Annotated in this window: 31 protein-coding genes; 23 read left to right on the top strand and 8 right to left on the bottom strand. The window is 53.3% G+C overall.

Annotated elements, in window-relative coordinates; all coding sequences use genetic code 11:
• The first annotated feature begins 1 nt into the window (after position 1).
• The 18 genes from D7I37_RS27115 (at position 2) to D7I37_RS22200 (ending at position 13,755) form a co-directional block, all read left to right on the top strand.
• Entirely contained in the window at positions 2–601 is a 600-nt protein-coding gene (locus D7I37_RS27115; RefSeq protein ID WP_165283119.1) for a hypothetical protein, read from the top strand.
• Positions 601–1,002: a head decoration protein gene (locus D7I37_RS22280; RefSeq protein ID WP_129544380.1), complete on the top strand. Its 402-nt coding sequence runs from the start codon at positions 601–603 to the stop codon at positions 1,000–1,002. Before D7I37_RS27115 ends, D7I37_RS22280 begins: the two co-directional genes overlap by 1 nt.
• A gap of 108 nt (positions 1,003–1,110) precedes the next feature.
• Entirely contained in the window at positions 1,111–2,160 is a 1,050-nt protein-coding gene (locus D7I37_RS22275) for a major capsid protein (protein ID WP_129544379.1), read from the top strand.
• Between the two features lies 1 nt (position 2,161).
• Positions 2,162–2,572: a hypothetical protein gene (locus tag D7I37_RS22270; protein WP_129544378.1), complete on the top strand. Its 411-nt coding sequence runs from the start codon at positions 2,162–2,164 to the stop codon at positions 2,570–2,572.
• A complete protein-coding gene (locus tag D7I37_RS22265; protein ID WP_129544377.1) occupies positions 2,572–2,916 on the top strand; it encodes a hypothetical protein in 345 nt (114 codons plus the stop codon). Before D7I37_RS22270 ends, D7I37_RS22265 begins: the two co-directional genes overlap by 1 nt.
• Positions 2,913–3,455 carry an ATP-binding protein gene (locus D7I37_RS22260; RefSeq protein ID WP_129544376.1) on the top strand — a complete coding sequence of 181 codons (543 nt, stop codon included), beginning with the start codon at positions 2,913–2,915 and terminating at the stop codon, positions 3,453–3,455. The genes D7I37_RS22265 and D7I37_RS22260 overlap by 4 nt, the downstream gene beginning before the upstream one ends.
• Positions 3,456–3,459: 4 nt before the next feature.
• On the top strand, positions 3,460–3,654 hold the full coding sequence (locus D7I37_RS22255) for a DUF2635 domain-containing protein (protein WP_129544375.1): 195 nt from the start codon (positions 3,460–3,462) through the stop codon (positions 3,652–3,654).
• On the top strand, positions 3,651–5,156 hold the full coding sequence (locus tag D7I37_RS22250; RefSeq protein WP_129544374.1) for a phage tail sheath subtilisin-like domain-containing protein: 1,506 nt from the start codon (positions 3,651–3,653) through the stop codon (positions 5,154–5,156). The genes D7I37_RS22255 and D7I37_RS22250 overlap by 4 nt, the downstream gene beginning before the upstream one ends.
• 9 nt (positions 5,157–5,165) lie before the next feature.
• Positions 5,166–5,534: a phage tail tube protein gene (locus D7I37_RS22245; RefSeq protein WP_129544373.1), complete on the top strand. Its 369-nt coding sequence runs from the start codon at positions 5,166–5,168 to the stop codon at positions 5,532–5,534.
• A gap of 1 nt (position 5,535) precedes the next feature.
• Complete coding sequence (locus D7I37_RS22240; RefSeq protein ID WP_129544372.1) at positions 5,536–5,826, top strand: phage tail assembly protein; 291 nt, start codon at positions 5,536–5,538, stop codon at positions 5,824–5,826.
• Positions 5,827–5,947: 121 nt separating this feature from the next.
• On the top strand, positions 5,948–7,822 hold the full coding sequence (locus D7I37_RS22235) for a hypothetical protein (protein WP_129544371.1): 1,875 nt from the start codon (positions 5,948–5,950) through the stop codon (positions 7,820–7,822).
• A 36-nt stretch (positions 7,823–7,858) separates the two neighbouring features.
• On the top strand, positions 7,859–9,262 hold the full coding sequence (locus D7I37_RS22230; protein ID WP_129544370.1) for a DNA circularization protein: 1,404 nt from the start codon (positions 7,859–7,861) through the stop codon (positions 9,260–9,262).
• The gene (locus D7I37_RS22225) at positions 9,259–10,332 is read left to right on the top strand and encodes a phage baseplate assembly protein (protein WP_129544369.1); all 1,074 of its coding nucleotides are present in this window, start codon (positions 9,259–9,261) and stop codon (positions 10,330–10,332) included. The genes D7I37_RS22230 and D7I37_RS22225 overlap by 4 nt, the downstream gene beginning before the upstream one ends.
• Entirely contained in the window at positions 10,329–10,919 is a 591-nt protein-coding gene (locus D7I37_RS22220; protein ID WP_242502726.1) for a phage baseplate assembly protein, read from the top strand. The genes D7I37_RS22225 and D7I37_RS22220 overlap by 4 nt, the downstream gene beginning before the upstream one ends.
• Complete coding sequence (locus tag D7I37_RS22215) at positions 10,916–11,353, top strand: phage GP46 family protein (protein ID WP_129544368.1); 438 nt, start codon at positions 10,916–10,918, stop codon at positions 11,351–11,353. Before D7I37_RS22220 ends, D7I37_RS22215 begins: the two co-directional genes overlap by 4 nt.
• Before the next feature lie 3 nt (positions 11,354–11,356).
• Complete coding sequence (locus tag D7I37_RS22210) at positions 11,357–12,505, top strand: baseplate J/gp47 family protein (RefSeq protein ID WP_129544367.1); 1,149 nt, start codon at positions 11,357–11,359, stop codon at positions 12,503–12,505.
• Entirely contained in the window at positions 12,502–13,176 is a 675-nt protein-coding gene (locus D7I37_RS22205; protein WP_129544366.1) for a YmfQ family protein, read from the top strand. The genes D7I37_RS22210 and D7I37_RS22205 overlap by 4 nt, the downstream gene beginning before the upstream one ends.
• A 48-nt stretch (positions 13,177–13,224) precedes the next feature.
• Positions 13,225–13,755, top strand: coding sequence for a hypothetical protein (locus D7I37_RS22200; RefSeq protein ID WP_129544365.1), 531 nt, complete (start codon positions 13,225–13,227; stop codon positions 13,753–13,755).
• A 5-nt stretch (positions 13,756–13,760) separates the two neighbouring features.
• Here the strand turns inward: D7I37_RS22200 and D7I37_RS22195 are convergent, their stop codons facing one another.
• From D7I37_RS22195 to D7I37_RS27110, 3 genes are read right to left on the bottom strand one after another with little or no spacing between them, the layout of a single operon-like run.
• On the bottom strand, positions 13,761–14,870 hold the full coding sequence (locus D7I37_RS22195) for an acyltransferase (protein WP_129544364.1): 1,110 nt from the start codon (positions 14,868–14,870) through the stop codon (positions 13,761–13,763).
• Positions 14,867–15,130: an XRE family transcriptional regulator gene (locus tag D7I37_RS22190; RefSeq protein WP_129544363.1), complete on the bottom strand. Its 264-nt coding sequence runs from the start codon at positions 15,128–15,130 to the stop codon at positions 14,867–14,869. The genes D7I37_RS22195 and D7I37_RS22190 overlap by 4 nt, the downstream gene beginning before the upstream one ends.
• A gap of 37 nt (positions 15,131–15,167) precedes the next feature.
• Positions 15,168–15,338, bottom strand: coding sequence for a hypothetical protein (locus D7I37_RS27110; protein ID WP_165283071.1), 171 nt, complete (start codon positions 15,336–15,338; stop codon positions 15,168–15,170).
• Between the two features lie 123 nt (positions 15,339–15,461).
• Here D7I37_RS27110 and D7I37_RS22185 point away from each other — a divergent pair, with 123 nt between their 5' ends.
• The 3 genes from D7I37_RS22185 (at position 15,462) to D7I37_RS22175 (ending at position 18,562) form a co-directional block, all read left to right on the top strand.
• Positions 15,462–17,339 carry an SGNH/GDSL hydrolase family protein gene (locus D7I37_RS22185; RefSeq protein ID WP_129544362.1) on the top strand — a complete coding sequence of 626 codons (1,878 nt, stop codon included), beginning with the start codon at positions 15,462–15,464 and terminating at the stop codon, positions 17,337–17,339.
• Positions 17,340–17,348: 9 nt separating this feature from the next.
• A complete protein-coding gene (locus D7I37_RS22180; RefSeq protein ID WP_129544361.1) occupies positions 17,349–18,047 on the top strand; it encodes a hypothetical protein in 699 nt (232 codons plus the stop codon).
• Between the two features lie 278 nt (positions 18,048–18,325).
• Complete coding sequence (locus D7I37_RS22175; RefSeq protein WP_129544360.1) at positions 18,326–18,562, top strand: hypothetical protein; 237 nt, start codon at positions 18,326–18,328, stop codon at positions 18,560–18,562.
• A gap of 294 nt (positions 18,563–18,856) precedes the next feature.
• Here the strand turns inward: D7I37_RS22175 and D7I37_RS22170 are convergent, their stop codons facing one another.
• Positions 18,857–19,120, bottom strand: coding sequence for a hypothetical protein (locus tag D7I37_RS22170; RefSeq protein ID WP_129544359.1), 264 nt, complete (start codon positions 19,118–19,120; stop codon positions 18,857–18,859).
• Positions 19,121–19,164: 44 nt separating this feature from the next.
• Positions 19,165–20,256 (bottom strand): site-specific integrase, encoded by a 1,092-nt coding sequence (locus D7I37_RS22165; RefSeq protein WP_129544358.1) that lies wholly within the window; start codon positions 20,254–20,256, stop codon positions 19,165–19,167.
• Positions 20,257–20,714: 458 nt separating this feature from the next.
• On the opposite strand from D7I37_RS22165, the gene D7I37_RS22160 reads away from it, so the two are divergent.
• On the top strand, positions 20,715–21,116 hold the full coding sequence (locus D7I37_RS22160) for a hypothetical protein (RefSeq protein ID WP_061794560.1): 402 nt from the start codon (positions 20,715–20,717) through the stop codon (positions 21,114–21,116).
• Positions 21,113–22,495: an FKBP-type peptidyl-prolyl cis-trans isomerase N-terminal domain-containing protein gene (locus D7I37_RS22155; RefSeq protein ID WP_231922049.1), complete on the top strand. Its 1,383-nt coding sequence runs from the start codon at positions 21,113–21,115 to the stop codon at positions 22,493–22,495. The genes D7I37_RS22160 and D7I37_RS22155 overlap by 4 nt, the downstream gene beginning before the upstream one ends.
• A gap of 36 nt (positions 22,496–22,531) precedes the next feature.
• On the opposite strand, the gene cmoB is transcribed toward D7I37_RS22155, so the two are convergent.
• The 3 genes from cmoB to D7I37_RS22140 form a co-directional block, all read right to left on the bottom strand.
• Positions 22,532–23,503, bottom strand: coding sequence for a tRNA 5-methoxyuridine(34)/uridine 5-oxyacetic acid(34) synthase CmoB (gene cmoB, locus D7I37_RS22150; protein ID WP_095097876.1), 972 nt, complete (start codon positions 23,501–23,503; stop codon positions 22,532–22,534).
• Positions 23,500–24,243 (bottom strand): carboxy-S-adenosyl-L-methionine synthase CmoA, encoded by a 744-nt coding sequence (gene cmoA / locus D7I37_RS22145; RefSeq protein ID WP_061794557.1) that lies wholly within the window; start codon positions 24,241–24,243, stop codon positions 23,500–23,502. Before cmoA ends, cmoB begins: the two co-directional genes overlap by 4 nt.
• Positions 24,244–24,345: 102 nt before the next feature.
• Positions 24,346–24,741, bottom strand: coding sequence for an MAPEG family protein (locus D7I37_RS22140; RefSeq protein WP_004932387.1), 396 nt, complete (start codon positions 24,739–24,741; stop codon positions 24,346–24,348).
• Positions 24,742–24,783: the final 42 nt, after the last annotated feature.

Raw genomic sequence — 24,783 nt, 5'->3', positions numbered from 1 at the left:
TATGTCTTATTTAAAGTTTGCCCATCTTCTCGGCCTCAAGAAAAAAGCGTCTGAGGAAGAGGACGACGACAAAGAAAAAAGCAAAAAAGCGAAATCCCGCCGCGCGGAAGAGGAGCGCGATGACGAGGAGGACGCCGAAGAGGAGGATGATCGCGAAGACATGGAAGATGATGATGAAAGCGGCCCTGATGCCGAAGAGGACGACGGCAAAGAGAAGGGTAAAAAGGCGAAGTCTCGTCGGGCGGAAGAAGACGATGATGATGCCGACGCGGAAGAAGACGAAAACCGCGATGTGAAAAAAGGTCGCCGCGCTGAGCGTAAACGTTGTGCTGCCATCTTTGGCAGTAAGCATGCCGCCGGCCGCCCGGATATGGCTGCGCATCTGGCGTTCAATACCCGCATGAGCGCGAGCGAAGCCATTGGCACGATGGCGACTATGGGGGCTGTTGTTCCCGCTAAGTCTGCGCGTGTATCGCTAGATTCGCGTATGCAAGCCGAACGGGTACGGCTGGGCCCGGATGGCAGCAAGCCTGCCACGGGAAAAAATGCGCTGGTAAGTAAGATGACCGGCCTCTATGACTCTGCACGAGGTATCAAATAATGGACCAGTTTGGACAAAACCAATTCGCACCGGGCATGAAAAGTTCGCTGTTCGTGCCCGATCAGCTTGTGTCGGGTCCGCTTCAGGTCGTCACCGATTCGGTAACTATCGGGGTTTCCGGTGTGCTTAAGCGCGGCACGGTACTCGGTATGGTGACGGCTTCTGGCGCCTTTATTCCGAGCAAAAAAGATGCGACTGACGGCAGTGAAAAACCGTCTGCCATTTTGGTCGATGATGTCGATACCACTGCTGCCGCACAAACGGGTGGCGTTTATCTGATGGGTGAGTTTAACCAGCACCGTCTGATCTTCGATGCGACCTGGACCGTTGCTGAACTGAAAGCACAATTCCGCCCGCTGGCTATCTTCCTGCGCGACAGCATCCAGGCGCCGGTATCCTGATCTCAATCTAACCCTTTCGAAAACGTAACTGGTGCCAGTTCTCTGGCAGGGTTGCACTCGTCCTGAATTCTGGCCGGCCACGGCGCCGGCATCACAAAGAGACTGAATATGGAAAACATTTTTGATACCAGCGTGCTGGTGCAGGTCGTCCCTAACCTGAAAACCAGCCAGAACTGGCTTCTGGATCGCTTCTTCCCGAATGTTGTGACCTACGAAACGGAAGAGGTGGCCATTGATGTGGACGTAGGTCTGCGTCGTATGGCGCCATTCGTATCGCCGCTGGTGGAAGGCAAACTGGTTGAAAGCCGCAAATACCAGACCAATACCTTCAAGCCCGCTTACATCAAAGACAAGCGCGCACCGGACCTGCGCAAACCCATTCGCCGGCAGATCGGTGAGCGTATCGGCGGTGAATATACTGCTGCTGAACGTGAAATGCTGAACCTGCAGTTCGAGATGGCTGACCAGATTGACATGATTAACCGTCGTCTTGAATGGATGGCCAGTAGCGCCATGGTGTCTGGCAAAGTCACCGTGAACGGTGAAGGGTACGAAACCAAGGTGGTGGATTTTGGCCGTTCGCCGGATCTGACCATTACCCTCAGTGGTAGCGATAAATGGCCGTTAACTGTTGCCGCCGGTGCTACTAACACGCAGCCATCGGATGATATTGAAGTATGGCAGACGCTGATCCTCAAAAATTCCGGTGCGGTACCGACGGATCTGGTCTTTACCAACAAATCGTGGAAAGCGTTTCGACTGGACACCACGATCAAGGATAACGCCATCACATTCCCGGCGTTGAGCCCGTATGGTAACCAGATTAATGCCGGTGCGCAGGTGCTGAAAGGGGCTGTTTATAAAGGTCGCTGGGGCAACTTCGACCTGTGGCTGTACAACGACTGGTTCATCGACCCGCTGGACAATGTCGAAAAACCGCTGATCCCCGATGGTGCTGTCATTATGTCGAGCGCTGACCTGATGGGTACTCGTGCGTTTGGCGTGATCCTTGATCCTGCATTCAATTATGGCCCCCTGGCCTATGCCCCTAAGACCTGGGTGAAAGAAGACCCGGCACAGCGCCTGCTGATGATGCAGTCTGCTCCGCTGGTTATTCCAAGCCGGGTAAACGCCGCGCTCTGTGCTACGGTGGTGTGATATGGCCAAAAAAGCGCAAGAAAACGAACTGGGCGGCTTGCCGCCCGAGTTACTTGTCGGTGAGCAGGAAATCCCGGAAACGTTGAAGGTTGACGATCAGAGCCACGATAATCCCACCGACACCGACACCGACACCGACACCGACACCGACACCGACACCGACACTGGCGATGATTCGGATGACGATGAGGACGGTGAAAAGCTGCCGGACGGCATGGTTTCAGTGGTTGTCACCAAAGGTAATACGGTGCGCCATGATGGCTGTGACTATTCAGAAAACCGGGCGTTCACGTTGCCGGTAGCAGATGCGCAGCGGTTGATAGGTCTGGGTGTGGTTGCTGATGTTGAACAACTCCGCAAGCTAGCGTTGCTTCGTAGTGCGCCAGCCGTAACTGTGCAATCGGGGGAGTAATGGGCATCAACTGGGATCAGCATTTGCTTGCACCGCTGCACGGCGTTTTTGGTGACCCGGTTGACTACCGGCCCGCCGGCGGTGCGCCGTACACCGTCAGCGGCATTTTTGATCGTGCCTATACGCAAGAAGTCGAACCGCTCGATGATGGCAGCACTATCAACACCACCTCTCCGGTGTTGGGGGTGCTTGATAGTCAGTTCCGGGCTCGTCCAAAGCAGGGAGATCGGGTGTTCGTCGGTATCGTCGGTGGGGTACCGGTTAATACGCTGTTTGCCGTGTCGGACGTTCAGCCGGATAGCCATGGTGGGACGAAGCTTATTCTCAATAAGGTGAAATCATGAACCCCAGAGGGATAAGGTTACTGGTCATTGAAGCGCTGAAGAATAAAACCGATGCAGGCGATCGGGTTTTTTCGCCGCGCGACTGGCCGACAACCGCTGATATGTACCCGGTTATTCTGGTGCAAACGCCGATCGACGTTAAGAGTTCTCTGGGCCGTAATGTTCCCCAGTTCAACACGGTGACCACGGTTCGCCTCACGGGGCGCCTGCAGGAGTTGGATGATGCAGCGGAAGACAATGGTGCAGAGAAAGCAGAAGAGGCGCTGGAGCAGCTGCGCGAGCAGGTAGAGCGCGCGGTGATCAACAGCTTTGAACTGACTCGCAAAATTCAGCAGTTTTTGCAGGTTCGCTCCACCATTGGTGTCGATGCTGACGGTGAAGGGCACACAGCCCAACTGCTGATGGAACTGGACATTGAATATTATCAGGGCCCTGAAGAGTTCTATGAAATCGATACGGAACCTCTTGAGGGGATAGACGCAACGATTTCCATGCCTGATGGCACCCCTGAACCACTCGTAAAAATCGATCTGGAGTAACCCTATGTTTGTGAAACCCGCACCGGGGCGCATTGTGCGCGATCCGGTCAAGGGCACCTTTTTGCCTGAATCCGGCGAACAGGTACCCGACAATATTTTTTGGGGGCGCCGCCTGAAGGATGGCGATGTAGAAAAATTCGACCCTGACGCGGCCACAAAGTCGGTAGCGGGGAAGAAAAGCCAGGAGAATGATCAATGACCGTTCCATTTACTCGCATTCCCTCCAATCAGCGCGCGCCGTTTTTCTTCGCTGAGTTTGATAACTCGATGGCCAATACGGCGACTGCAGTTCAGCGCACGCTGCTGATCGGGCAAATGCTGGCTACGGCAACCGCAGCACCGGGTATTCCGCAAAAAGTATCGTCTGATTCGGCGGTCGCCGGCATCTGTGGTAGCGGTTCAATGCTGCACAACATGATGACAGCGTATCTGGCCAACGACACGTCAGCGGAAATCTGGATCCTGCCCTTGTCGGACGGCGCTACCGGAACCGTGGCCGCAGCCGGCAAATTACAGGTGGTGACCGCTGCAGCCGCTACCGGGGTGCTGTCTCTCTATATTGCCGGTGTACGTGTGCAACTGACCGTCGTCAGCACTGATGACAAAGTCGCTGTGGCCGCCGCCATTGCAGCGTTGATCAACAGTCAAAGCAAGTTGCCTGTGACTGCAGCGGTAGATGGGGCCGCAACGGATACGGTGAACCTGACGGCGAAAAACAAAGGTGCGCACGGTAACAGCATCGATATTCGCCTGAATTATCTGGGGGCGGCCGGTGGTGAAGAAACCCCGCAGGGCATGGAACTGAAAATTACACCAATGGCCGCGGGTTCTGGCGCACCAGAACTGACGGATGCATTGGGTAACCTACAGGATCGGGCCTTTGACTTTATCGTCAACCCGTACACGGACACCGCGTCACTGGATGCCGTGAAAGAGTTCCTTTCCGATGCCACCGGCCGCTGGTCCTACGCGCAGCAGCTCTATGGCCATTCGTTCGGCGCGCTGGCGGGCACGTATGGTTCTCTGTCCGCCGCCGGCGAAGCGCGCAATAACCAGCATGAGACGCTACTGGGGATCAACGGATCACCGACGCCCGCTTATCTTTGGGCGGCAGCGTTGACCGGGGCGATTGCACCGAGCCTGCGCAACGATCCGGGCCGTCCAACGCAGACGTTGACCATCAGCGGTGTTCTGGCTCCGCCGCTGGAATCCCGCTTCATGCTGACTGAGCGCAATAATCTGCTGTACAGCGGTATCTCAACGTTCACCGTGGCTGATGATGGTTCTGTGCAGGTCGAAAAGACCATCACCACCTACCAGAAGAACAAGTTCGGCGATGCGGATGACAGCTACCTGAACATTGAAACGTTGTTCCTGCTGATGTTCGTGACGCGCTTCCTGCGCACTCAGATCACCTCCAAGTTCAGCCGCATGAAGTTGGCCAACGACGGCACACGGTTTGCGCCAGGCTCGGCCATTGTTACGCCGAATGTGATCCGTGCAGAGCTGATCGCCCAGTATCGCACGCTGGAGTTCAACGGCTATGTGCAGGATGCCGCGGCATTCGCGGAGACGTTGCTGGTGGAGCGTAACAGCAGTAATACCAAGCGGATCGATGTGCTCTGGACCGGCACGCTGATCGACCAGCTGGAAATTTTCGCACTACTCAATCAATGGCGCCGCGCGCAGACCGCAGCATAAGGGGGATTTATGGGAGATACAACTAACCGCCTGGCCGGCACCGCTTACGTTACCATCGACGGTGTGACCGTCATGGTCGCCGGCCAGTTTAAGTACAGCCCTGGCAAAGTGGAGCGATCTACGCTGACGGGGATGGACGGAGTCCACGGTTATAAGGAAAAACCGCGGGCGCCGTTCATTTCTTACCAGGCGCGTGACAGTGGTGGCACTTCGATCGCTCAGATTAACGACTCAACCAATGTTTCTGTTGTCGTTGAGCTGGCGAACGGCAAGACCATCATTGGCGAAAATATGTGGTCCGTGAACACGCAGGATGTTGATAGCGAAGAAGCAACATTTGATGTTCGCTGGGAAGGCGGCTCGGTAACGGAGTATTGATATGGCAGAGCTTGATAAAACCAAAACGATCCCGCTCAGTAAGGCGCTGGAAATGGGCAATGTTCGCTACGAGCAGATTGACCTGAAAGAACCGGCCCTGGCTGAAGTTGAGCAGTTTTATGAACAGCAGAAAAACAAAAACAGCATGGCTGCCATGAAACTGCTGATCGCGTTGAACTCCAGCATCAGCGAGAAAGTATTAGGTGGCATGGCATTTACCGATTACCGGAAATGTGAGGTCTTCCTGATGTCTTTTTTAACCTTCGATCCCTCGACGGATGGCAACAGCTAGCCGCTGAGGTGACGAAGTATTATGGATGGGGGCCACGTGATGCGTGGTCCCTGACCCGTACCCGGTTGAATTTTTGGGCCGATCAGGCTCGTCGAATTGAAAAGCTTAAGGCGGGCAAATAATGGCCAAGTCGTTCGATTTTGAGCTGACGGCGAATGATGAGGCGTCAGCTGCGATATTGCGTATTGAGGAGGTAGTAAAAAACCTCAATCCACTCCTTGATAAGACGCGTGATGCGTTGACACTGGGTGGGCAGGACTCGAGAGACAATCTGGATGATCTGGGCAGCCGATTTGATGTTCTGGCCCAGAATGCCCGCAGCGGTGTGCAGTTCATCGGTGATCTGGTCCCTCCCCTGAAAATGGTAGGGGGGCTCACTCTGGGGCTGGGGGGCGCAGCGGCAGTCGTCAATGTCGTCAAAAACAACCTGACCAACTTTGCCAACACCGGTTACCGCATCGACACCATCGCAAAAAACGTCAGTATGACGGCCGATGCGTTTCAGGAGCTTACCGGCGCCATGGTTGAGAACGGAAGTGCCCGCGAAGCGGCAGAGAGTTCAGTCGGTGATTTGTTCGAAAAGGCGAACGATGCGGCCCATGGCCGAAATGACGGATTTTTAGCGCTTCTCAAACAGCGCGGGGTGGAAATAAGCCTGACCAAGGATGGCCTGGCTGATGTGGGAAAGCTGGTCAACGATCTCAACCGCTCTATGCAGTCGCTGCCCGCCGGCCAGCAAGCACTGTTTGCCAACAAGCTGGGGCTTTCTCCTGAATTGCTCAGCTATTTGCGTAACACCACCAGTGAAGTACAGCGCCTGAAAGATCAGGCACGCCGTGATGGCCTTATTTTTAGCGATAAGGACCTGCAGAACGCGCTGGCGTTTAAACAGCAACTGAACCAGATCGGCGCTGCCTATGATGGGATGTTGCTGAAGGGACAGGCATGGTTAGGCCAATCTGAGACACTGGCGGCGTCGGTAGACCAGATAAAACAGGTGATGTCCAATGGGATGGACAGTGCGGCGGTTGGGTCCATCCTGACCTTTAACCGGGGTGGCCAGCAGGCCGATATTCTTCGCAAGGCACAGGGTGACGATAAATTTAAAGACACGCTTTCATGGAAGGAGCAGCTGGATTTAAAACTGGGCTACGCATCGGAAGATCTGATCAAAAAGCTCAACGGGTATTACAAACCAGTATGGCGCGCGGATCGGTTAAAAGGGGATTTGGATAAAATTTCCGGAACGCCGGCGGCCGGTACGGGTGTATCGATGCCGTATGGTCAGCCTGGGAATAATGCGCTGGGTTTGCGCAATAATAATCCCGGAAACCTGCGCGCGGCGCCAAATTCCACGGGAAGAAATGGCGGATTTGTCACCTTTGAAAACCCCGGGGATGGGTTAGCAGCGCTGTCACGCCAACTGATGTTATTCGGTGATCGTGGGAATAACACGTTGAACCGTATGATCAGGACGTATGCACCGCCCAATGAAAATATCACCCAGGCATATATTGATGACGTGGCAAAACAAACGGGCTTTAACTCAGCTGAACCGCTGGACCTACATTCACCAGAGGTACTGGAAAAACTTATTCCTGCCATTATCAAGCATGAGAACGGTGCTCAGCCGTACTCATCGGACGAGATTTCGAAAGGGATCTATGATTCTGTGAATGATGCGCGCTGGAGTGGCTTGCGGGATCAGAACATTTTATTTGGCCAGCGCCAGTCAGGAAATTTTGATTTTGGCGATACTACGGTGCCGCTATCTGCTCAGCCGCCAAAGGCAGCTGATACGCAAGCCTCGCTGTTCTCACCCAATAGCCCAGATAGTGAGGCATTGGGCCAGATCACTGAGGCCATGTCGAAGGCGATAGATGAGAATAAGTTCCAGTTGGAAATAACCATGGTGAACCCTCAGACCGGGGAGCGCCGAAAAGTGCAAACGGATGGTGGGGGGCGTGTAGCGCTGTCCATGCAATCATTAAGTTAAACCCGCTTCGGCGGGTTTTTTATTTCAGGAGGCTGGATGGCTCTGATCAACGATGCACTGTCTTCACTATTGGGCAGTGGCGAGAGCTGGGACTGGTTTGAGCATATTCACCCAGCATCCTTCCGCGGCGTGCCTTTTGCTGTAGTCAGCGCGGAAGGGGTGTTTGGCCGCCGGCAGGCAGTGCATGAATATCCCTATCGCAACACGGCCTGGGTTGAAGATTTGGGGCGCGGCACCCGGAAAATGACCCTCCGCGGTTTCATTGTGCACAACAGCCTGGCATATGACGCGCCCGATGTGATCACCCAACGTAATTCGCTGGTGGCCGCCTGTGAAATGGAGGGCGCCGGCACGCTGATCCACCCGACGCTGGGGGAGCTCACTGTCAGCGTTCCTGATGGTGGCCTGCGAGTGCTGGAAAGTGTGGATAACGGGCGATCATTCGAATTCACACTCACCGTCATTGAGTCGGGCCTGAAGGTTTTTGCCATTACCGGCAGTACCCAGGCGGCTTCTCTGGTTCAAACCAATTGGCTCCGCACTGGCATCATGGCAGCCACCAAATTCATCGCAACGGTGAAGGGCGAGATCAGGAGCGTCACCCAAGCCATCAAGACGCTGCGCAACACGGCAGCATTTTGGGGAAATATGGTGAAAGGTACGGCCAATGAAGTGACGAACTTAAGCAATGTACTGAAGTCCACCTTCGGCAGCGCGCGCTATGGGCGGTACAGCAAGGGCAGTGTAGGTGGTGGGGTTTCCGGTTCTACCGGAGCGATTAACCGGGCAGAGGACACCGAGGATTACGCCGGGCTGGTTCATCAAAAAATGGCGGAGGCGGTGACTGGCCGTGCAAAGTTGCTGACCCTCACGGCCACCTTCGAGAGTGTGGCCGCAGTCGATGCTTTTCCTGTCGATGCGAGAGCGATCATTGATGAGGTGATTTCGGTAAGCGGCAGCGTTGAGGAAAAGATCCGCATGCTGGAATCCTTGGCCTCATACCGAAACGCGACGTTTTACGCGACAGATGCTGAAAATGCCATTGCTCAAAGTGCCACGATCCTGCTCTGCGTTTTATCCGCCGGTGCCCTGGCTGTGGTGGCGGCAGACTATGAGCCCTCAAGCTATGACGATGCCATTTTGATGTTAAACCGCGTCTGCGACACGCTGGATGACGTTTTACTGATGGCGGCCGATACCGGCGACGATGACGACTATCTCAATTTGCTGGAAACCCGAAACGCCCTCGTCAATGCGTACGGGCAGAAAGGTGCGGAACTGAGTTCGCTGACTCAAGTTGTTATGTCCGCGTCATTGCCGGCATTAACGCTTGCCAATCGCCTATACCAGAACGCTGCGCGCGGGGATGAGCTTGTGCAGTCAGTTCAGCCGCGCCACCCAGCCTTTATGCCGGTGAAATTCAGGGCACTGCGAAAATGAAAGATGAACTGATATTGAAGGTGGGCAACAAGATCATTCAGGGCTGGGACGACGTCAGGGTAACGCGCGGCATTGAACGTTTACCCTCTGATTTCGATCTGTCGCTGATGGACTACTACCCAGCTACAAACGAGAAGCAGCTCGTTAAAAAGGGAGACGCGTGCCAGATCATGTTGGGTAATGACTTGGCGATGACAGGATACATCGATCGCTGGGCACCGACTTTATCAAAGTCGCGCCATGAAGTGAGGGCAACAGGCAGGAGCAAATGTCAGGACCTGGTTGACTGCTCTGCAGAGTGGCCTAATAACGTCATCAGTCAGGCCAACGCGCTGCAAATCGCTCAACGTCTGGCGTCTCCCTACGGCATAAAGGTCAGCTCTGACGTGACGGACCTGGTGACGGTGCCGCAATTCACGTTGAATTGGGGCGAATCCTCGCAAGAAATTATCGACAGGATCAGCCGGTGGGCGGCGTTGCTCTATTTCGATACCCCTGACGGCGATCTGCGATTGACCCGGGTGGGAACCCGCAAGGCCGCCAGCGGGGTGGCGCAGGGTGAGAACATTGAAAGCGCCTCGCTGATGGACTCGATGGATGAGCGATTCTCCGACTATGTCGGGGTATCGATGTCGATGACTCCCGCGATGGAACTCTCGCCTGATAGTGGATATTCAGCGGTAACACTGGCCAAAGCGCGAGATCCTGAAGCGGCAAAAATGCGGTATCGCAACCGGATCATCATCGTTGAGAGCACGATGAATTCCCATGGTCAGGCGCAGAACTGCATTGACTGGGAAATGAACCGCCGATATGGACGGTCCCGGCAACTGCAGGTAACAGTGGACAGCTGGCGCGATAAGGACGGCAAACTGTGGGAACCCAATACCCTCATTCCTATCAAGATCCCCACGTTTGGGCTCCCTGATGAGCTGTGGCTCCTTTCTGAAGTGACGTTTATTCGTAATGGATGGGAAGGGACCACGGCGCGGATGGTGCTCATGCCGCCGGAGGCTTTTGCGGTACAGCCGTACCAATTTTACAGTCAGGTGCAGGAGCTTAATCGATGAGTGGCGATATTTTGAGACAACTCGGGCGCCGCGTATCCATGATGCTCGGCATCGGCCGGATCACCGGACACAGCGACGCCGGCGGCATTCAAAAGCTGCAGTATCAGACGCCGCTGGAAGTGCGTGGCGGAACCCCACGCATGGCCGAATTTGGCTTTTCTTCAGGTTTGCCGGTGGGTACCGATGTTGTGCTCGCCTATTTGGGCGGAGATCGCTCCAGCGCCGTGATTGTGGCCAGCAACAACCAACAATACCGGCAGTCTGGTTTAAAGTCCGGTGAAACGGTCATTTATAACCAGTGGGGCATGTTCATAAAGCTGACTGAGACCGGTATTGAAGTCGAAGCAAAAGGTCAGACGGTGACGGTTAGCAATGCATCCACTGTAACGATTAATGCAGCGGAGGGCGTTCTGATGAATACGCCAGTCCTGAAGGTGACGGGCGATGTTATCGATAACTGCGAAAGCAATACCGCCACGCTGAAACAGTTGCGTGATGGCCACAATGATCACGACCACGTCGTGAAAAACGTCCAGAGCGGCAACGATGAGAAAACCAGCGAGAAACCCGGGGAGCCTGTTGAATGAGTGATATCAGTTCTTTCTGGGACGTTGAACGGCTGGCCGCGGACTGGCGTGAGGGGCGTGGCGATCTGATGAATGGTGATGATCTGCAGACCTCGATCATTATCAGCCTTTTTACCGATCGCGTTGCTCGTGATGACGACGACATTGATGGTGATGATCGCCGGGGCTGGTGGGGGGATGCGGACGAGGAGCATGACATTGGTTCCCGTCTGTGGTTGCTGAGGCGGCAGAAACTGACGCAGTCGGTCGCGCAAAAGGCAGAAGAGTATTCCCGAGAGGCTCTGCAATGGCTGGTGACTGATGGCGTGGTGTCGTCGTTCTCTATCGCTACTCAGATCGTCTATCCCCGCCGGCTGAACATGGTGATCCGCTATCAGAGGCCGGGGAATGGTGACGATACGGATATGCGATTCTTTTGGGTTTGGGAGCAATAAATTATGCCATTCAAGCGGCCTACATTAACTGAGCTGCGTGAGAAGAACCGCACACAGCTCCAATCAGAGCTCCGTAAAACCGGCTCACTTTTGCGCTATTCCAATATGCGGGTGCTGGCGGATGCCGATGCCGGCTTGGCGCATCTGCATTACGGTTATCTGGATTATATCGCGCTGCAGGCAACCCCATTTAACTCAACGGACGAATGGCTTTCCGGCTGGGCCGGGTTGAAAAGTGTCTACCAGAATGCCGCCAATCCGGCATCCACCCCGTCGTATCAGTTCAGCGGCACTGTAGGGGCGCCGGTAAGCAAAGGTGCGGTGTTGCGCCGCGGTGACGGCTACCGCTATCGGTTGGATGATGACGTGGTCATCGGTGCCGACGGGAAAGGGTACGGTAAACTGACGGCTTTACTTCCCGACATCATCGATGATCCGACAGGCGGCGGTATTGACGGAAATGCCGATGCCGGAACCTCCCTGACGCTGGATATTTCCCTGCCTGGTATCGACGCCAGCGGCGTGATGATGGATCCGGCAACTGGCGGCGCCGATATCGAAACGCAGGAAAGTTTGCGCGCCCGCATGCTGCTGGCATATCAAAACCCGCCGCAGGGCGGCAGTGATACGGATTACGAGCAATGGGCGCTGGCTGTGCCTGGTGTTACGCGCTGTTGGCCTAAACGGCGGCTGATGGGCGCCGGCACCGTTGGGGTGTACATCATGTGCGACGGCAACGATGAAACCAACCACGGCTTTCCTGTCGGCACTGACGGCATATCCCAGTTTGACAGCTGGGGGGCGCAAAAGGCGACCGGGGATCAGGGCCGCGTGGCGGATTATATTTACCCGTTGGCACCGGTGACCGCCATGGTTTATGTCTGTTCTCCCGTGGCCAAATCAGTCAATTTTGAAATCAGTGGGATCAGCAATGTTGGCAGCGTTATCACCGCGGCCATTGCGGCTGCGATCGACAACGTTTTTTTTGAAGGAGGCACGCCGGACGGCACCGGTAAGATTTTTCTTTCAGATCTGAACAGGGCGATCGGGGACATTGATGGTACCGCCGGCTTTATCCTGGTTTCGCCGGCGGCGAATATCTCGCTTGGCGTGGGGGAATTGCCAGTACGCGGTGAGGTGAATTATACATGAGCCAGTTTACCGCTGAAAATTACCAGCACGCGTTGCAGGCGTTGATACCAACCGGTTTGGCGTGGCCACGTGATCCAGACAGTGTCCAGGCGGCAGTGATCCGGGCATTAGCAAATGCCTTCCTGCGTAGTGACAATGATGCGATAGCGCTTTTAGTCGGCGCTTTTCCTGAAACTGCCACGATCCTGCTGACCGAGTGGGAGAAAACTCTCGGTTTGCCGGATGATTGCTCGATCGGTGAGGTAGACACGATTGCCAAGCGTCAGGCGGCAGTGGTGTCAAAATTCATCAGTACGGGCGGCCAGTCCAGAACGTACTTTGTGAGTATCGCCCGGGCGCTGGGTTACAACATCACGATCAATGAATACCGCCAGGCCCGCGCGGGGCTCTCTGTCTGTGGGGATGGGCTTAACGGTGACGACTGGCCATTTGTATGGCTGGTGGAGGCCGAGGAAACCACGATCACCTACGCGCGTGCGGGAATGAGCTACTGCGGTGACCCGCTGCGCTCCTGGGGCAACCGGCAGCTTGAATGCCGTATGAATGCCCTGGCGCCGTCGCACACCATCGTGAAGTTCGGTTACATCAATTTCGGCTTTAACGACGAAGGTGTTTATAACGTGACACCTGAGTTTGCCGAAATATTCGATATAGCCTCAGGCAATATTTAAAGCCCATTTAATCATCATTATCAATCGTTTAATCAGCGAGGATTTGTCATGCAAAAAGTTGGAAGTGTTACAGAAACAGCAGACCAAAATGCAGAGTTTACGAATGGCAACGTTGCCCAAGGGGTGCCGCCAACCATTTTAGAAGCGGCAATTTTTAATACGTGGCAACGTGAAATGTGTAATGTTGTGGTGGGGAGTGGTATTCCTCTCGATCCTGCAGATGATGGACAGATTTTAAAGGCAATAAAAAAAACGAATAAAGACCAAGCACCTGCTGCATTGTCTGGAAATGGATACCAGAAACTTCCATCAGGTTTGATTATTCAATGGGGAAGTGGTATTGCCGATTCTGATGGTAGGAAGCGAGTAAATTATCCTACACCATTTTTAACTTCTGTGTATCAAGTTATCGTATCTCCAACAAACAAAAATGATAACAATGCATTCGTTCTTGCAAATGTTGACAATACCAACTATCAATTGACGTATTTTGATATGGTTAGTTATATTTTTGACATGGATTCAGGTCAGGGCAGAAAAGACTCGAACGGGTTTACATGGATTGCGATAGGGAAATAGCAGGGTTACCCCTGCTTCAAAATGGATTTTGTGATCTTTTTCCCCATGATTTTATTTCTTATGTACCTCTGTGCATTAGTTTCTAGATAATAATGGCTGATTAAACTTAAAGGTATTAGAATTACCATGAATATAATTATTGAGTTGGGTGAGTAAAATATTTCTCGGCTATAACCTAAGGCATCGGAACATAAAGAAAATGTTATTTGCAGTGGGAAGTGAATGAGGTATGAAGAGTAGCTGATATCGCCAATCCAGCGAATTTTAGCAAACATATTATTGCAAGCTGGAATTGTGCTCAATGTGACCAAGAAGTAAATTGTTGTTGTAAATCCGCAGGATGTTATTACGAAAATATTCGATGAGAAAAAAGCAGAAACAATATACCAAGCGAAGACTAATAGTATGGAGCTTAAAATAATCGGGGTAAAGCCAGTGAGATTGTTTATTGTTAGCTTTGTTATTTTGTATGTGGCAGCACCACAGAAGAAGGAAAACAAACCAATGCCTATTTTATAGTTTTCAGGAAAAATGAAGTACCCGACCAATATAAGTATGGGGATTAGTGCTAGTCTGATTTTACCAAGTCTGCAAATAATGAAAAAAACGCCATAAAGCATAATTTCTATAGACACGGACCAAACAGGAGCATTGAACGACCATCCGCTTTCAAAACCCCATGCAGGAATCATTAATATATTTAGTATTGCGTGGTATAAATCATTTTCTTGGTAAACAAAGTACGAGCCATTATGAGATAAATAAAATCTCTGTAAAAATAGCACCACGAAGAATGTTGTTATGTATAATGGGTATAGACGGCTAAATCTCTTTGCGGAAAATTCCTTTATACTTATTTTTTTATCAGCAATGGATTGAGAATACAGCCAGTAAAAAATGAAGCCTGAAATGCAAAAGAATAACTCAACAGCAGAATCACCATGTCTGTATAGTAAGCTTAATGCACCAAAAAAAGGCTGATTCTCTGATATGAAGTCTTTTGGTTGATCACCGACATAGAAATAATGTTGCCAATGCCAAAAAACAACAGAAATTGCCGCGATCCCCCTTAATACATCTAAGGAGTATAATTTACTTGGCAATTCTCTACTCATTTTATCTCTGCCCCAATTGCTTTCATTTTTTCAATGATGTGAGATAGTTCTTTGTCATTTAATGCAAGCTGTGCTGCCATAAAAAAAAGTATGTGAGGAGACATTGCTCGCGGCTCAGCACCACCGGTGTATTTACGCCACTGGCTATTGCTGGCTACACCCGCAAGGTCTGCCATTTGTGTGCCAGTATATCCAAGCTCTGATTTTAAATTTTCCAGATCTTCAGGAGCGGGAGGAGTGTATTCGTTGATTAATCGCATTCTGCACCTATCAAAAAGCCCCTTCCGGGGCTTCTCGTTAAATAAATTTGATGATGATGGTTGTCACTGTTGCCACCGCTCCGATTAACCCCGTGGCGACTGCAACCGGATACCACATTGTTTCTCTGTTAATTTTTGCTGTTTCAGCCATCAGCTTTGCAATTTCAGCGTGAATCTTTTCCAGCTCGGCGGTGGTCATGTCGGTCATCTCGTTCTTCCTTTCGGGTTGGGCTGCGGCCTTTCCGCTACCTCATGTAATAAATAATAGCCCCATTGGTGCTAGTTGTCAACAGTCAATCTCTGCCGTTTATACGGCCCTATGGAACTAACTATGGCCCAACGATACAACACCTTAAATCCCCGGCCTTCAAACAGCATGAAGGACCTCAATGATAATGCCCTTGCCTATGATGACTTTTTGAATGGTGATGAAGATGTAGCGCATGATCGCTTTCAGAAACCGTTCCCGACGGTTCGCAAACAGGTATCGGAAAGGATTGATGAACTTGTTGGAGCTACCGCGAATGCAGCGCAATCAGCAGACAGAGCAGAGGAAGCTTTAAAAAATACCGAAGCGGTGAGTGATAATGAATATACGTTTTCTAACGTGGCGGCTGGTATCGCTGGGACTCCGTCAGGAGGGTATTTCCGCATACCAGGTGGACCTGATGACCTTGCGGCGTTCTATTATTTTTTGAACGATAACGGCACCGCTATCCAAGTTTCCCAAACTGTTGGTGCTGCTGCTGTGGCCTCTGCGATAGAAATGGCCAGGCTTATTGATAACCGTACAGCTGGGTTAAATTCAATCTTCACTCGGGACGGAAAGGTTATTTTTGGTGATCCTCGAGGGCGTCAATCGCTACTCATTGAGAAAAACGGTGATAAAACGTTGTTCGGAAAAACCAAGGCGTACCTGATAAATATCGCCGACAGGCTGTTATTCGGAGAGATGGCGCAAATGTCCACGATTGGCTCCGTATATAAATGGGGGCTGATGGGCAGCAATTTCCGGGTGGCATTCGGCATGCGCAAAGACAATCGGACTGTCGAGCTTCACGGCATCCCTTTGACGACTCAGCGCGGTGCCTTACCGAATGACGTGGCTGTTGCTGGCGATTCAATCTCTCAGTTTGGGCTTGCAGCATCACAGCCTAACGCGAAAGGAAAAATCTACGAGCCTCTGGTTAATGCGCAATGTTGGACAGCATGGGCAATGCTTTTCACCGGAGGCCGGTTCCGTTATGTGGGGACATACGCGACTGGCGGCTATACCGCTGCGCAAATCCTCGCGACACATATCCCGCGCGTTATTGCAGCAAAACCCACATTTTGCATCGTACTGGCTGGCCGTAATGATGTTGTTAAAAGCCTGGATTTTGAGACTGTAACTCGCCCAGCTTTAACCAAAATCTACAGCAAACTGCGCCGTGCGGGGATCATTCCCGTTGTGTGCACGATGTCAGCGCAGTCGGGAAATTCGGAGGCGCAGGACGTCTTGCGTTATGAAATTAATGCATTCCTCCGCGCGTATGCTGCCAAATATGGGTTACCCCTTGTTGACCTGCACGCCGCCACAACAGACCCATTAACTGGCCAGTGGATCGCTGGGTATAACCAGGACGAATCCCACCCGTGGCCTGTTGCTGCTAAGGCCATGGGGAAGGCGATAGCTGACACGATGAGCCAGTGGATTGCCCCTACGATCCCGCGAAAAGCCGTCTCTGTGACGACCCCGGAAAACAGCGACAACATTCTGCCCAACCCATTATTCATCCAGCAAACTGATGGCGTCCCTAATGGGTGGGTGGTCGATTCCTCCGGCACCTTCAGCGTTGAGAATGATCCTGACATTCTGGGCAATGCTTTCGTTATGGTCGGGGCCGGGTCTTCAATAGCTGCAGCGCACCGGACATTACCGGTCACCGGCGGGCAAAAATATGGCTTCGGTGTGGAGCTGAAAATTGCCGCAAATATTTCCAGCTGGGTGTCATTCTACGTCGTTGTGGGAAATTCCACTGCAGATACCGACAGCACCGTGTACCTGGCGGGCATTCGAAACTGGAAACAGTCTACTGACGGGTATGGGTATTTTTACTACGAATTTACTGCGCCTGATGATGCAACAGAAATCACCATAGTAGCCAAAGCCCAAGATGGAACGCTGCGTATTGCTCAGGGTGGCGTGTTAAAAATCACTGAAATTTAAGGGAACACGATGACTTTTAATTTTGATACCTCATCCGCTTATGATGACGAGTACCCGTTTGCCTATCCAGTGATGGCGATGAACCGGGATACCAGCGTAGGCACCTTCGCAATGGACGGTAAAACCGACTATAGCGGCCAGGGCAATAACCTGCTCACTAACGCAGAATTCAACGATGAGGGAATGGTGTGTGTGAAAACCGGCGGAGGGGCAATAATCCCCGTCGTGGAGCCGGAAAATGTAACGCTCGTCATAGCGTTAAAAATACTGGCCAAGCCGGCCGCGGCCGCGAATATTATTTCGACGGTGACGCCGGGTAGTGCACCGTTCACTGGATTCAGGGTTACACAGCAGCCTGATGGCTCGGGTTCTGTTCTGGTTGCGACTTCGACAGGAACAGTCACCCTGAGTCTTGGCGGGATCACCGGAGCATGGACGATGTTTGCCGTTTCTATCTCAGCCACTGAGATCATCGGCATGCGCGCGAACGGTAACCCGTTGCCCATGGCAATCACTAACGGCCGTTCCGTTAGCGGTAATCAGCTGGTGTTCAACGGTGCCCCGGCAGGCAGCCAGTTAACGGATGGTTTTGAGGGGGCTGGCGGTGGCGTTGCCGTCTATAACAGTGTGCTGACGCCAGCGGAGATGCTTGACGCGCTAAATGATATGCGCGATTCGATGGCCGCCAAAAATATACCCGTGCCGTAAATAGCCAGAGGCCGGGATGGACCCCGGCTCAGCACAACTATCTTTCGTTATCGATCAACGTCCTGCGTTCGGTCACTGAAAAACCGCCACTGACTGCATGAAAAATGTACACCTATGCATGCTGTACTATACTTGTGAGGCCGTCGGCGACAGGAATCACTACTGTACCGGCTAGTGCACTAAGAGCTGTGAAATGAGTATCCAGCGGGGACCAGTTTCCCCCTCAGGTGACAGACAGCGCTTACTGATGTCCATGTTATAACTGCAGGAGATAAGCAATGAATACGTTTCGTGAACTGAGTGCTGAAGAAATTGAATCGGTGGCAGGTGGTGGTTTGGTGGGAGATCTTTATGCTAGAGGTATGGAAGCCCTGGATGGTGTGGGAATAAACATTCCCCCAGTAGCAACCCCACTAGTCACCGGTATTGATAATGCGGTTGAATACACAGTTGATACGGTCTCGGGGGTTGTTGGTGAAACAACTGATTTTCTTGGTCAAGTAATCTCCTGGTAATGTAATATTTATCTGATATACAACATCATACCCAGACTGCACTCTGAAACGCCCTCTTAGCTAAAACTAAGCGCAGGCCAGTCAAAGTTTGATTGCCCTGCGCTTTGTTAAAAATAAAAATTTGCCCCCGACGCCGACCTCGCAATGTCGAGCGGGTTGGATATCGGTAGGAAGCGGTATCTTTAGGTGCTGACCGCCTGGCGGAGAATCGGTAGCTATTGACGGATCTTTTCGAAAATATCAAATAGTTACGCTGGCGGAATGGTGCTGACCACCCCGGCAAATTGTCTATTTTTAATCAACCAACTGCACGGCGTTGTTTTCGATACCGGCTTCGATGTAATCGACACGCTTCTGCAGTTCGCGGATCAGCTCCTTGGCAACGTCCAGGCGGATCATTACCTCTTGGTCTGGGTAGGTCGTCGATTTCTCAGCGCAGACATATGACATTGTGTCTGTGAATGATGAGTGCAGCAAAACAAAGCGGCCAAAGGCGCTATGGTCTGCTTGAAAGTCGGTTAGCTGTCGCATGCCGCTGATTTCGTCTTGAGGTTTCATGTCTTGGACTCGGTAAGTTTTTACTGGTTATTTGTACAGTCATGTTATTCTTTGGTCAACTTCGATTTCTGCAGTTGGTCGAATTTTTCGTGTAGCGATTTCGGGTATAGTTCGGTGTAAACCTGCCAAAGTATATTCAGCGATCGATGCCCTGTAACCTGGGCCACTTCCTCGATGCTGAATCCCGCCTCAAAAAGCCGGCTGGCTCCCTCCCGACGCAAGTCGTGGTAACGTAGGTCATCAATGCCAAGTGCGTCTCTAACCTGTCGGTAAGTCTGAGTAACGCTCCTACTGTTAAAGGGAAACACGCGAGCATCGTTTCTCGGCTGGCGGTGAAGGATAACCCAAGCATCACCAAGTAGCGGAACGGACATGTGATTACCAATTTTCTTGCGAGGATCTTTCCTGTCTCTTACCAAAACCGATTTTTGCTTTTCATTCACATCGTCCCATGTGATCTTACAAACCTCGCCGATACGCATACAGGTTAATATCGAAAATAGAAATATGTCTGCGAATGGGGTTCTGTTATAGGAGCCAAACTCCTTCTCTTTGAGTCCAGACAGGAGAAGTTCAGTCTCGGTGCGAGTAGGGCGCCGACTCCTCTTCTGCGAAGGTCCTACCACACGCATTTGTGAAAGATTCTTTCTGGCTAGTTCGTACGCCTGCAGGTCAACGTCTATGTTAAATATTGGCTTGGCGGCCTTGAGGACTGAGCCAATGTACGCCAAATCTTGAGCCACTGTTGCTGGCCCTGCACCGTTCCTTCTGCGCTGCTCACAGTGCTCGATAAAAACAGAAGCAGTGAGTTCTGTGATAGGGCTGGTTGCGATCTCTGATCGGGATAGCAGTTTAAGCACATCAGTTTTAGAGCGCCCATATTTTATGTTGGGGTGTGTTGTGTATTTCTGGATCAAATCCCCCAAGGTAGTATGTGTTGACCGCTCATCATCAGGGGTGCCATTGGCTTCGATGTGTGCGACACGTCCCATGCCCCATGATTTCGCCTGTGAGAGTTTGCCGAAGGTTTTGTTTTCACGATATACGTAATTACCGGCTTGCTTCACCCCTACAGTGCATCTATAGCGGGGTGTGCCATCCGACCGCATCCTCTTCTCAACCGTATAAAAGGCCATACTGATTCCTGTTGCATGGCACCCCGTGGGGTGCTGGGTGGGGGACTGTGCGGGAAAATTTAACCTAAATAAGTAAAAAATGCACCAAAAAATACTGTATATAAATGCAGTAATAAATATAATCAATTGATTTTAAATGTGTATTTATAGTGCGACTGTCACTATGAACCGGCGTTTTGCCGGGGCTTTTTTTATCTCGCCAACAGGGCAACGGCGTAAATAAGGTGCGGGATCAAACGTGACGATAAGTCGGTGCCCGGCGGTTAATCATGATGGATATTATATATTTCCTTGCCCTTGTTATTAGCGGCTGATAAATTTGTTTTTTAAAAAATCCTTTAATATCAAAATGTTGAATATGATGTTGGTTGTGTATCAATTAAGTGAATGAATGGCGGGAAATACCGCCGCCTTTGCAGCAGGGACGTTCTGTCGGATTTAACAAGGAGATAACTACAATGACCCGATCGGCATATTGCTTAACCGCATCACTTTTGCTGGCCATGACGTTGGCCGGTTGCCAAAACGCCAAACGACCGGCGGCGGCAGTGAATAAAGTCAGTGCAACGGAAACGGCGGAGCAGGATAAAAAACAGCGCGAGGCTGAACGTATCCAGCAGTGCCAACGTGAGCTCGAGGCCATGCGCAATATGGATCCCGAGAAATATCAAAAGTACAAACGCGAATTCGATGCGTTGATGAGCGGAGCCGCGCAGTACGCCGGGGTGCGGCCGCGGGTCAACACCGACACCCAGGAAACCGTCGACGCATTGTATCGCTACCGCATCAGCCGCACCTGCGTTGAAATAAGCACCACCATGATGACCGGTCTCGCCGAACGGGGAGAGCGCATCCAATGAGCCCACGTTCCCGGCTGGCGCTTTTAAGCCTGATGTTGCCGCTGATGGCGGCGCCCCATGCGCTGCATGCGGATGACGGCGTGCCCGCCTTGCTGCAGTTTGCCGAGCAGTATCATCGGCAGGATCCGCCGCCGCAGCCGGCAGACAAACCGCCGTCGCCGGCGGCGCAACAGCCGGCGGTCAAAACCAGGGCGTCCGCCGCCGGCCGGCAGCAGTGGGCGCTCGCCCAGAAGGCGCTGCGAGAAAAGAGCGGCCAGCTGGAGCGCCAGCAGGCGACAATCCAGTCTCTGCAGCAGGAATTGACGGCGCTGCGCGTTGCCACGGCGCTGACGGCCGCCGATCCGCCGCCGGTCAAGCCGGATCTGGCCGCGCTCGGCGCGTTGGCCAGCGGCGTGCGCCAGGCGCTTAACCTGACGCCGCAGGAGCAACAGGCGCAGGCGCTGATCGCCCGGGCCAGGGCGGCGCTGGCGCAGCAAAAGGCGGATTCCGCCAAGACGGTGGCCGAGCTTCGGCAACAAGTGACTCAGCTTCAGCAGCAGGAAAAGGCCCGGTTAACGCAGGCTGAAGCTTTGCAACAACGCCTCTCCAGGGCGGCGGAAGACAACGCGCAATCAACGCAGCGGCTGGATGCGGCAAAAAAACAGGCCGTCGAGGCCGAGCAGGCATTGACGGCCGCCAATCAGTCGCAGAAGGCGTTGCGCGATGAAATCGACGGGCTGCGCGCTCGCGCCAGGCTATTGCCGGATGGCCAGACGCTGAAAAAACCGCAGGGACAGCAGAGCTACGCCGCAGGCGTCGCGCTGGGGCGGGATATTCAGGCCCTGCTGGCGGAGCGCCAGAGCTGGGGCGTCACGCCGGACAAGGACGCACTGTTGGCGGGGGTGATCGATACCTTCAGCGGGCGCTATCAGTTGAATGAGGCGTTGTTGGCCAGCGCCCTGGCGGACTCGGAAAAAGCGGTGAATCAAGCGCGGGACAAATCGGCTAAGGAACAGCTGGCCAAGGGGGAATCCTTCATCGCCGAGTTCCGCAAGAAGAAGGGCATAAAAAAATCCTCGTCCGGCTTCTGGTATCGGCTGGACTACGCGGGGGATGAAGCGATCCCTGAAAATGCTTTGGTGTCTGTGGTGGTGAAAGAAACGCTGGCCGGTGGCCGCGTCATTCAGGATATGGACCGCAGCGGCAAAGTGCTTTCCCAGCCATTGTCGGCCTTTCCGCCGTTATTCCGCGAAGCTATCGGCTATCTGAAAAACCACGGTTCCTTGACCATGGTGGTTCCTTCGGCGCTGGCCTACGGCGAAGCGGGCTATCCGCCGCAAATTCCGCCAAACGCCACCATGGTGTACCAGCTGCGGATTGTCGACGTAGGGAAGGGATAACGCAGGGCCTGGCAGGCCAGGCCCCGGCAGTATCGGTTACGGCTTTTTGGCCACCAACACGGCGCGCAGCGGCGCCGGATAACCTTCGACCGTTTTGCTGCGGTCGTTGGGATCGAGGAATTCGGCCAGCGACTCGCTGGTCATCCAGTCGGTGCGGCGTTGCTCTTCGGTGCTGGTTACGCACATGTCGGCGATTTTCACGTCGACGAAACCGCATTTCTCCAGCCAGCACTTCAGCGCCTGGGCCGAAGGGATAAAATAAACGTTGCGCATCTGCGCGTAGCGGTCGCCCGGCACCAATACCTGATTGGCATCGCCCTCCACCACCAGGGTTTCCAACACCAGCTCACCCTCGGAAACCAGCTGATTTTTCAGTTGATAGAGGTGATCCAGCGGCGAACGGCGGTGATACAGCACGCCCATCGAGAACACCGTGTCAAACGCCGCCAGTTCCGGCAGCTGTTCGATGCCGAGCGGCAGCAGGTGAGCGCGCTGATCGCCGCCCAGCAGTTTGCGCACCGCTTCGAACTGGCACAGGAACAGCTGCATCGGATCAATACCGACCGCCAGATGAGCGCCGGCGCCGATCATCCGCCACAGGTGGTAGCCGCTGCCGCAGCCGACGTCGAGAATGGTGCGCCCGGCCAACGGGGAAATGTGCGGCAACACGCGATCCCACTTCCAGTCGGAGTGCCATTCGGTATCGATGTCGATGCCGTACAGCGAGAAGGGGCCTTTGCGCCAGGGCATCATGGTGCGCAGCATTTTTTCAATGCCTTCCAGCTGGCCCGGCGACAGGCCCGGCTCCATTTCGGCGCGCACGCCGTGCAGCAGATCGAGACGGGTCGGGGTCAGGAGCGGCAGATGCTCCACCGAATTGAACCACTGCTTGAACTTGCCGTGCAGCGATTCGCGCTGCCAGGCGCTGAGCTGGGCGGGCAGGGTGTCCAGCCAGTGGCTTAGGTTGCTCTTGGCGATGCGCTGGTAGAAATCACCGAACTCGATCATTGGGCGTCTCCCGCTTTCAGGGCGATCAGCGAGCCGAAGTTAAAGCACTGGAACCACACTTCGGCATGTTCAAAGCCGGCCCGTTGCAGGCGCGCCTTATGCGCCTCAACCGAGTCGGTCAGCATCACGTTTTCCAGCATGCTGCGTTTCTGGCTGATCTCGAGCTCGCTATAGCCGTTGGCGCGTTTGAAATCGTGGTGCATGTTGAACAGCAGTTCGCCGACGTCGGCGTCTTCAAAGCTGAATTTTTCCGACAGCACCAGCGCGCCGCCCGGCCTCAGGCCGCGATACACCTGCTCCAGCAGGCGCAGCCGATCGGCCGGCTCAAGGAACTGCAGGGTAAAGTTCAGCACCACCATCGAGGCGTTTTCAATATTGACGTCGAGAATATCGGCTTCGATAACCTCAACCGGCGTGTCGGCGCGAAAGGCGTCGATATGCCGCCGACAGCGCTCGACCATCGCCGGGGAGTTATCGATGGCGATGATTTTGCAATCCGCCACCTTGATATTCCGCCGCATCGACAGCGTCGCCGCGCCCAGCGAACAGCCGAGATCGTAAACCTGGCTGCCGGGTTGCACGAAGCGTTCGGCCAGCATGCCAATCATCGAAATGATGTTGGAATAGCCGGGAACGGAACGCTGGATCATGTCGGGGAACACTTCTGCGACGCGTTCGTCGAAGGTCCAGTCGCCCAGTTTGGCGATGGGGGCGGAGAAAAGAGTATCGCGGTTTGGCATAGCGGCAAATAAGTTCAGAATTCGAAGGGGCGTATTCTAACAGATAACCGCAAGAAAGCGGAGCGGAAGCAGGCGGCGGGGCCGCCTGATGATTAACGGGGATCAGTGCAGGCTGAAAATCAGATCCCAGGGCAGATAGAAAATATTCGCCAGAACCATCAACAACAACGAAATATAGGTCGCAGCCATGCCGGAACGGCGCCAGCGGACCTCGCGATTACGCAGGCCGTAGTAATGAACCAGACGCCCGGCCATCAGCATCAGGCCGCAGAGGTGGATCATCCAGATCTCCGCACCGTTCATTTCCATAATCACCAACAGCACTGCGGCGATGGGAATGTATTCTACGGCGTTGCCGTGCACGCGGATGGCGGTCTGTAACTCATAGAAACCGCCGTCTCCGTAGGCGACACGGTACTGCATCCTTAATCTGACCACGTCATATGAGAGTTTGATCAACAACAATGCGCCGAGCACAACATAAAGCGCGCTTACCATTTTTCACTCCATTCCCTAACCAAAACTGGCAGCCAGCATCAT

It is taken from the genome of Serratia sp. 1D1416 (genome assembly GCF_003641105.1).
GTDB lineage: Bacteria > Pseudomonadota > Gammaproteobacteria > Enterobacterales > Enterobacteriaceae > Serratia > Serratia ficaria.
This window is presented reverse-complemented; position numbering and strand designations above follow the sequence as displayed.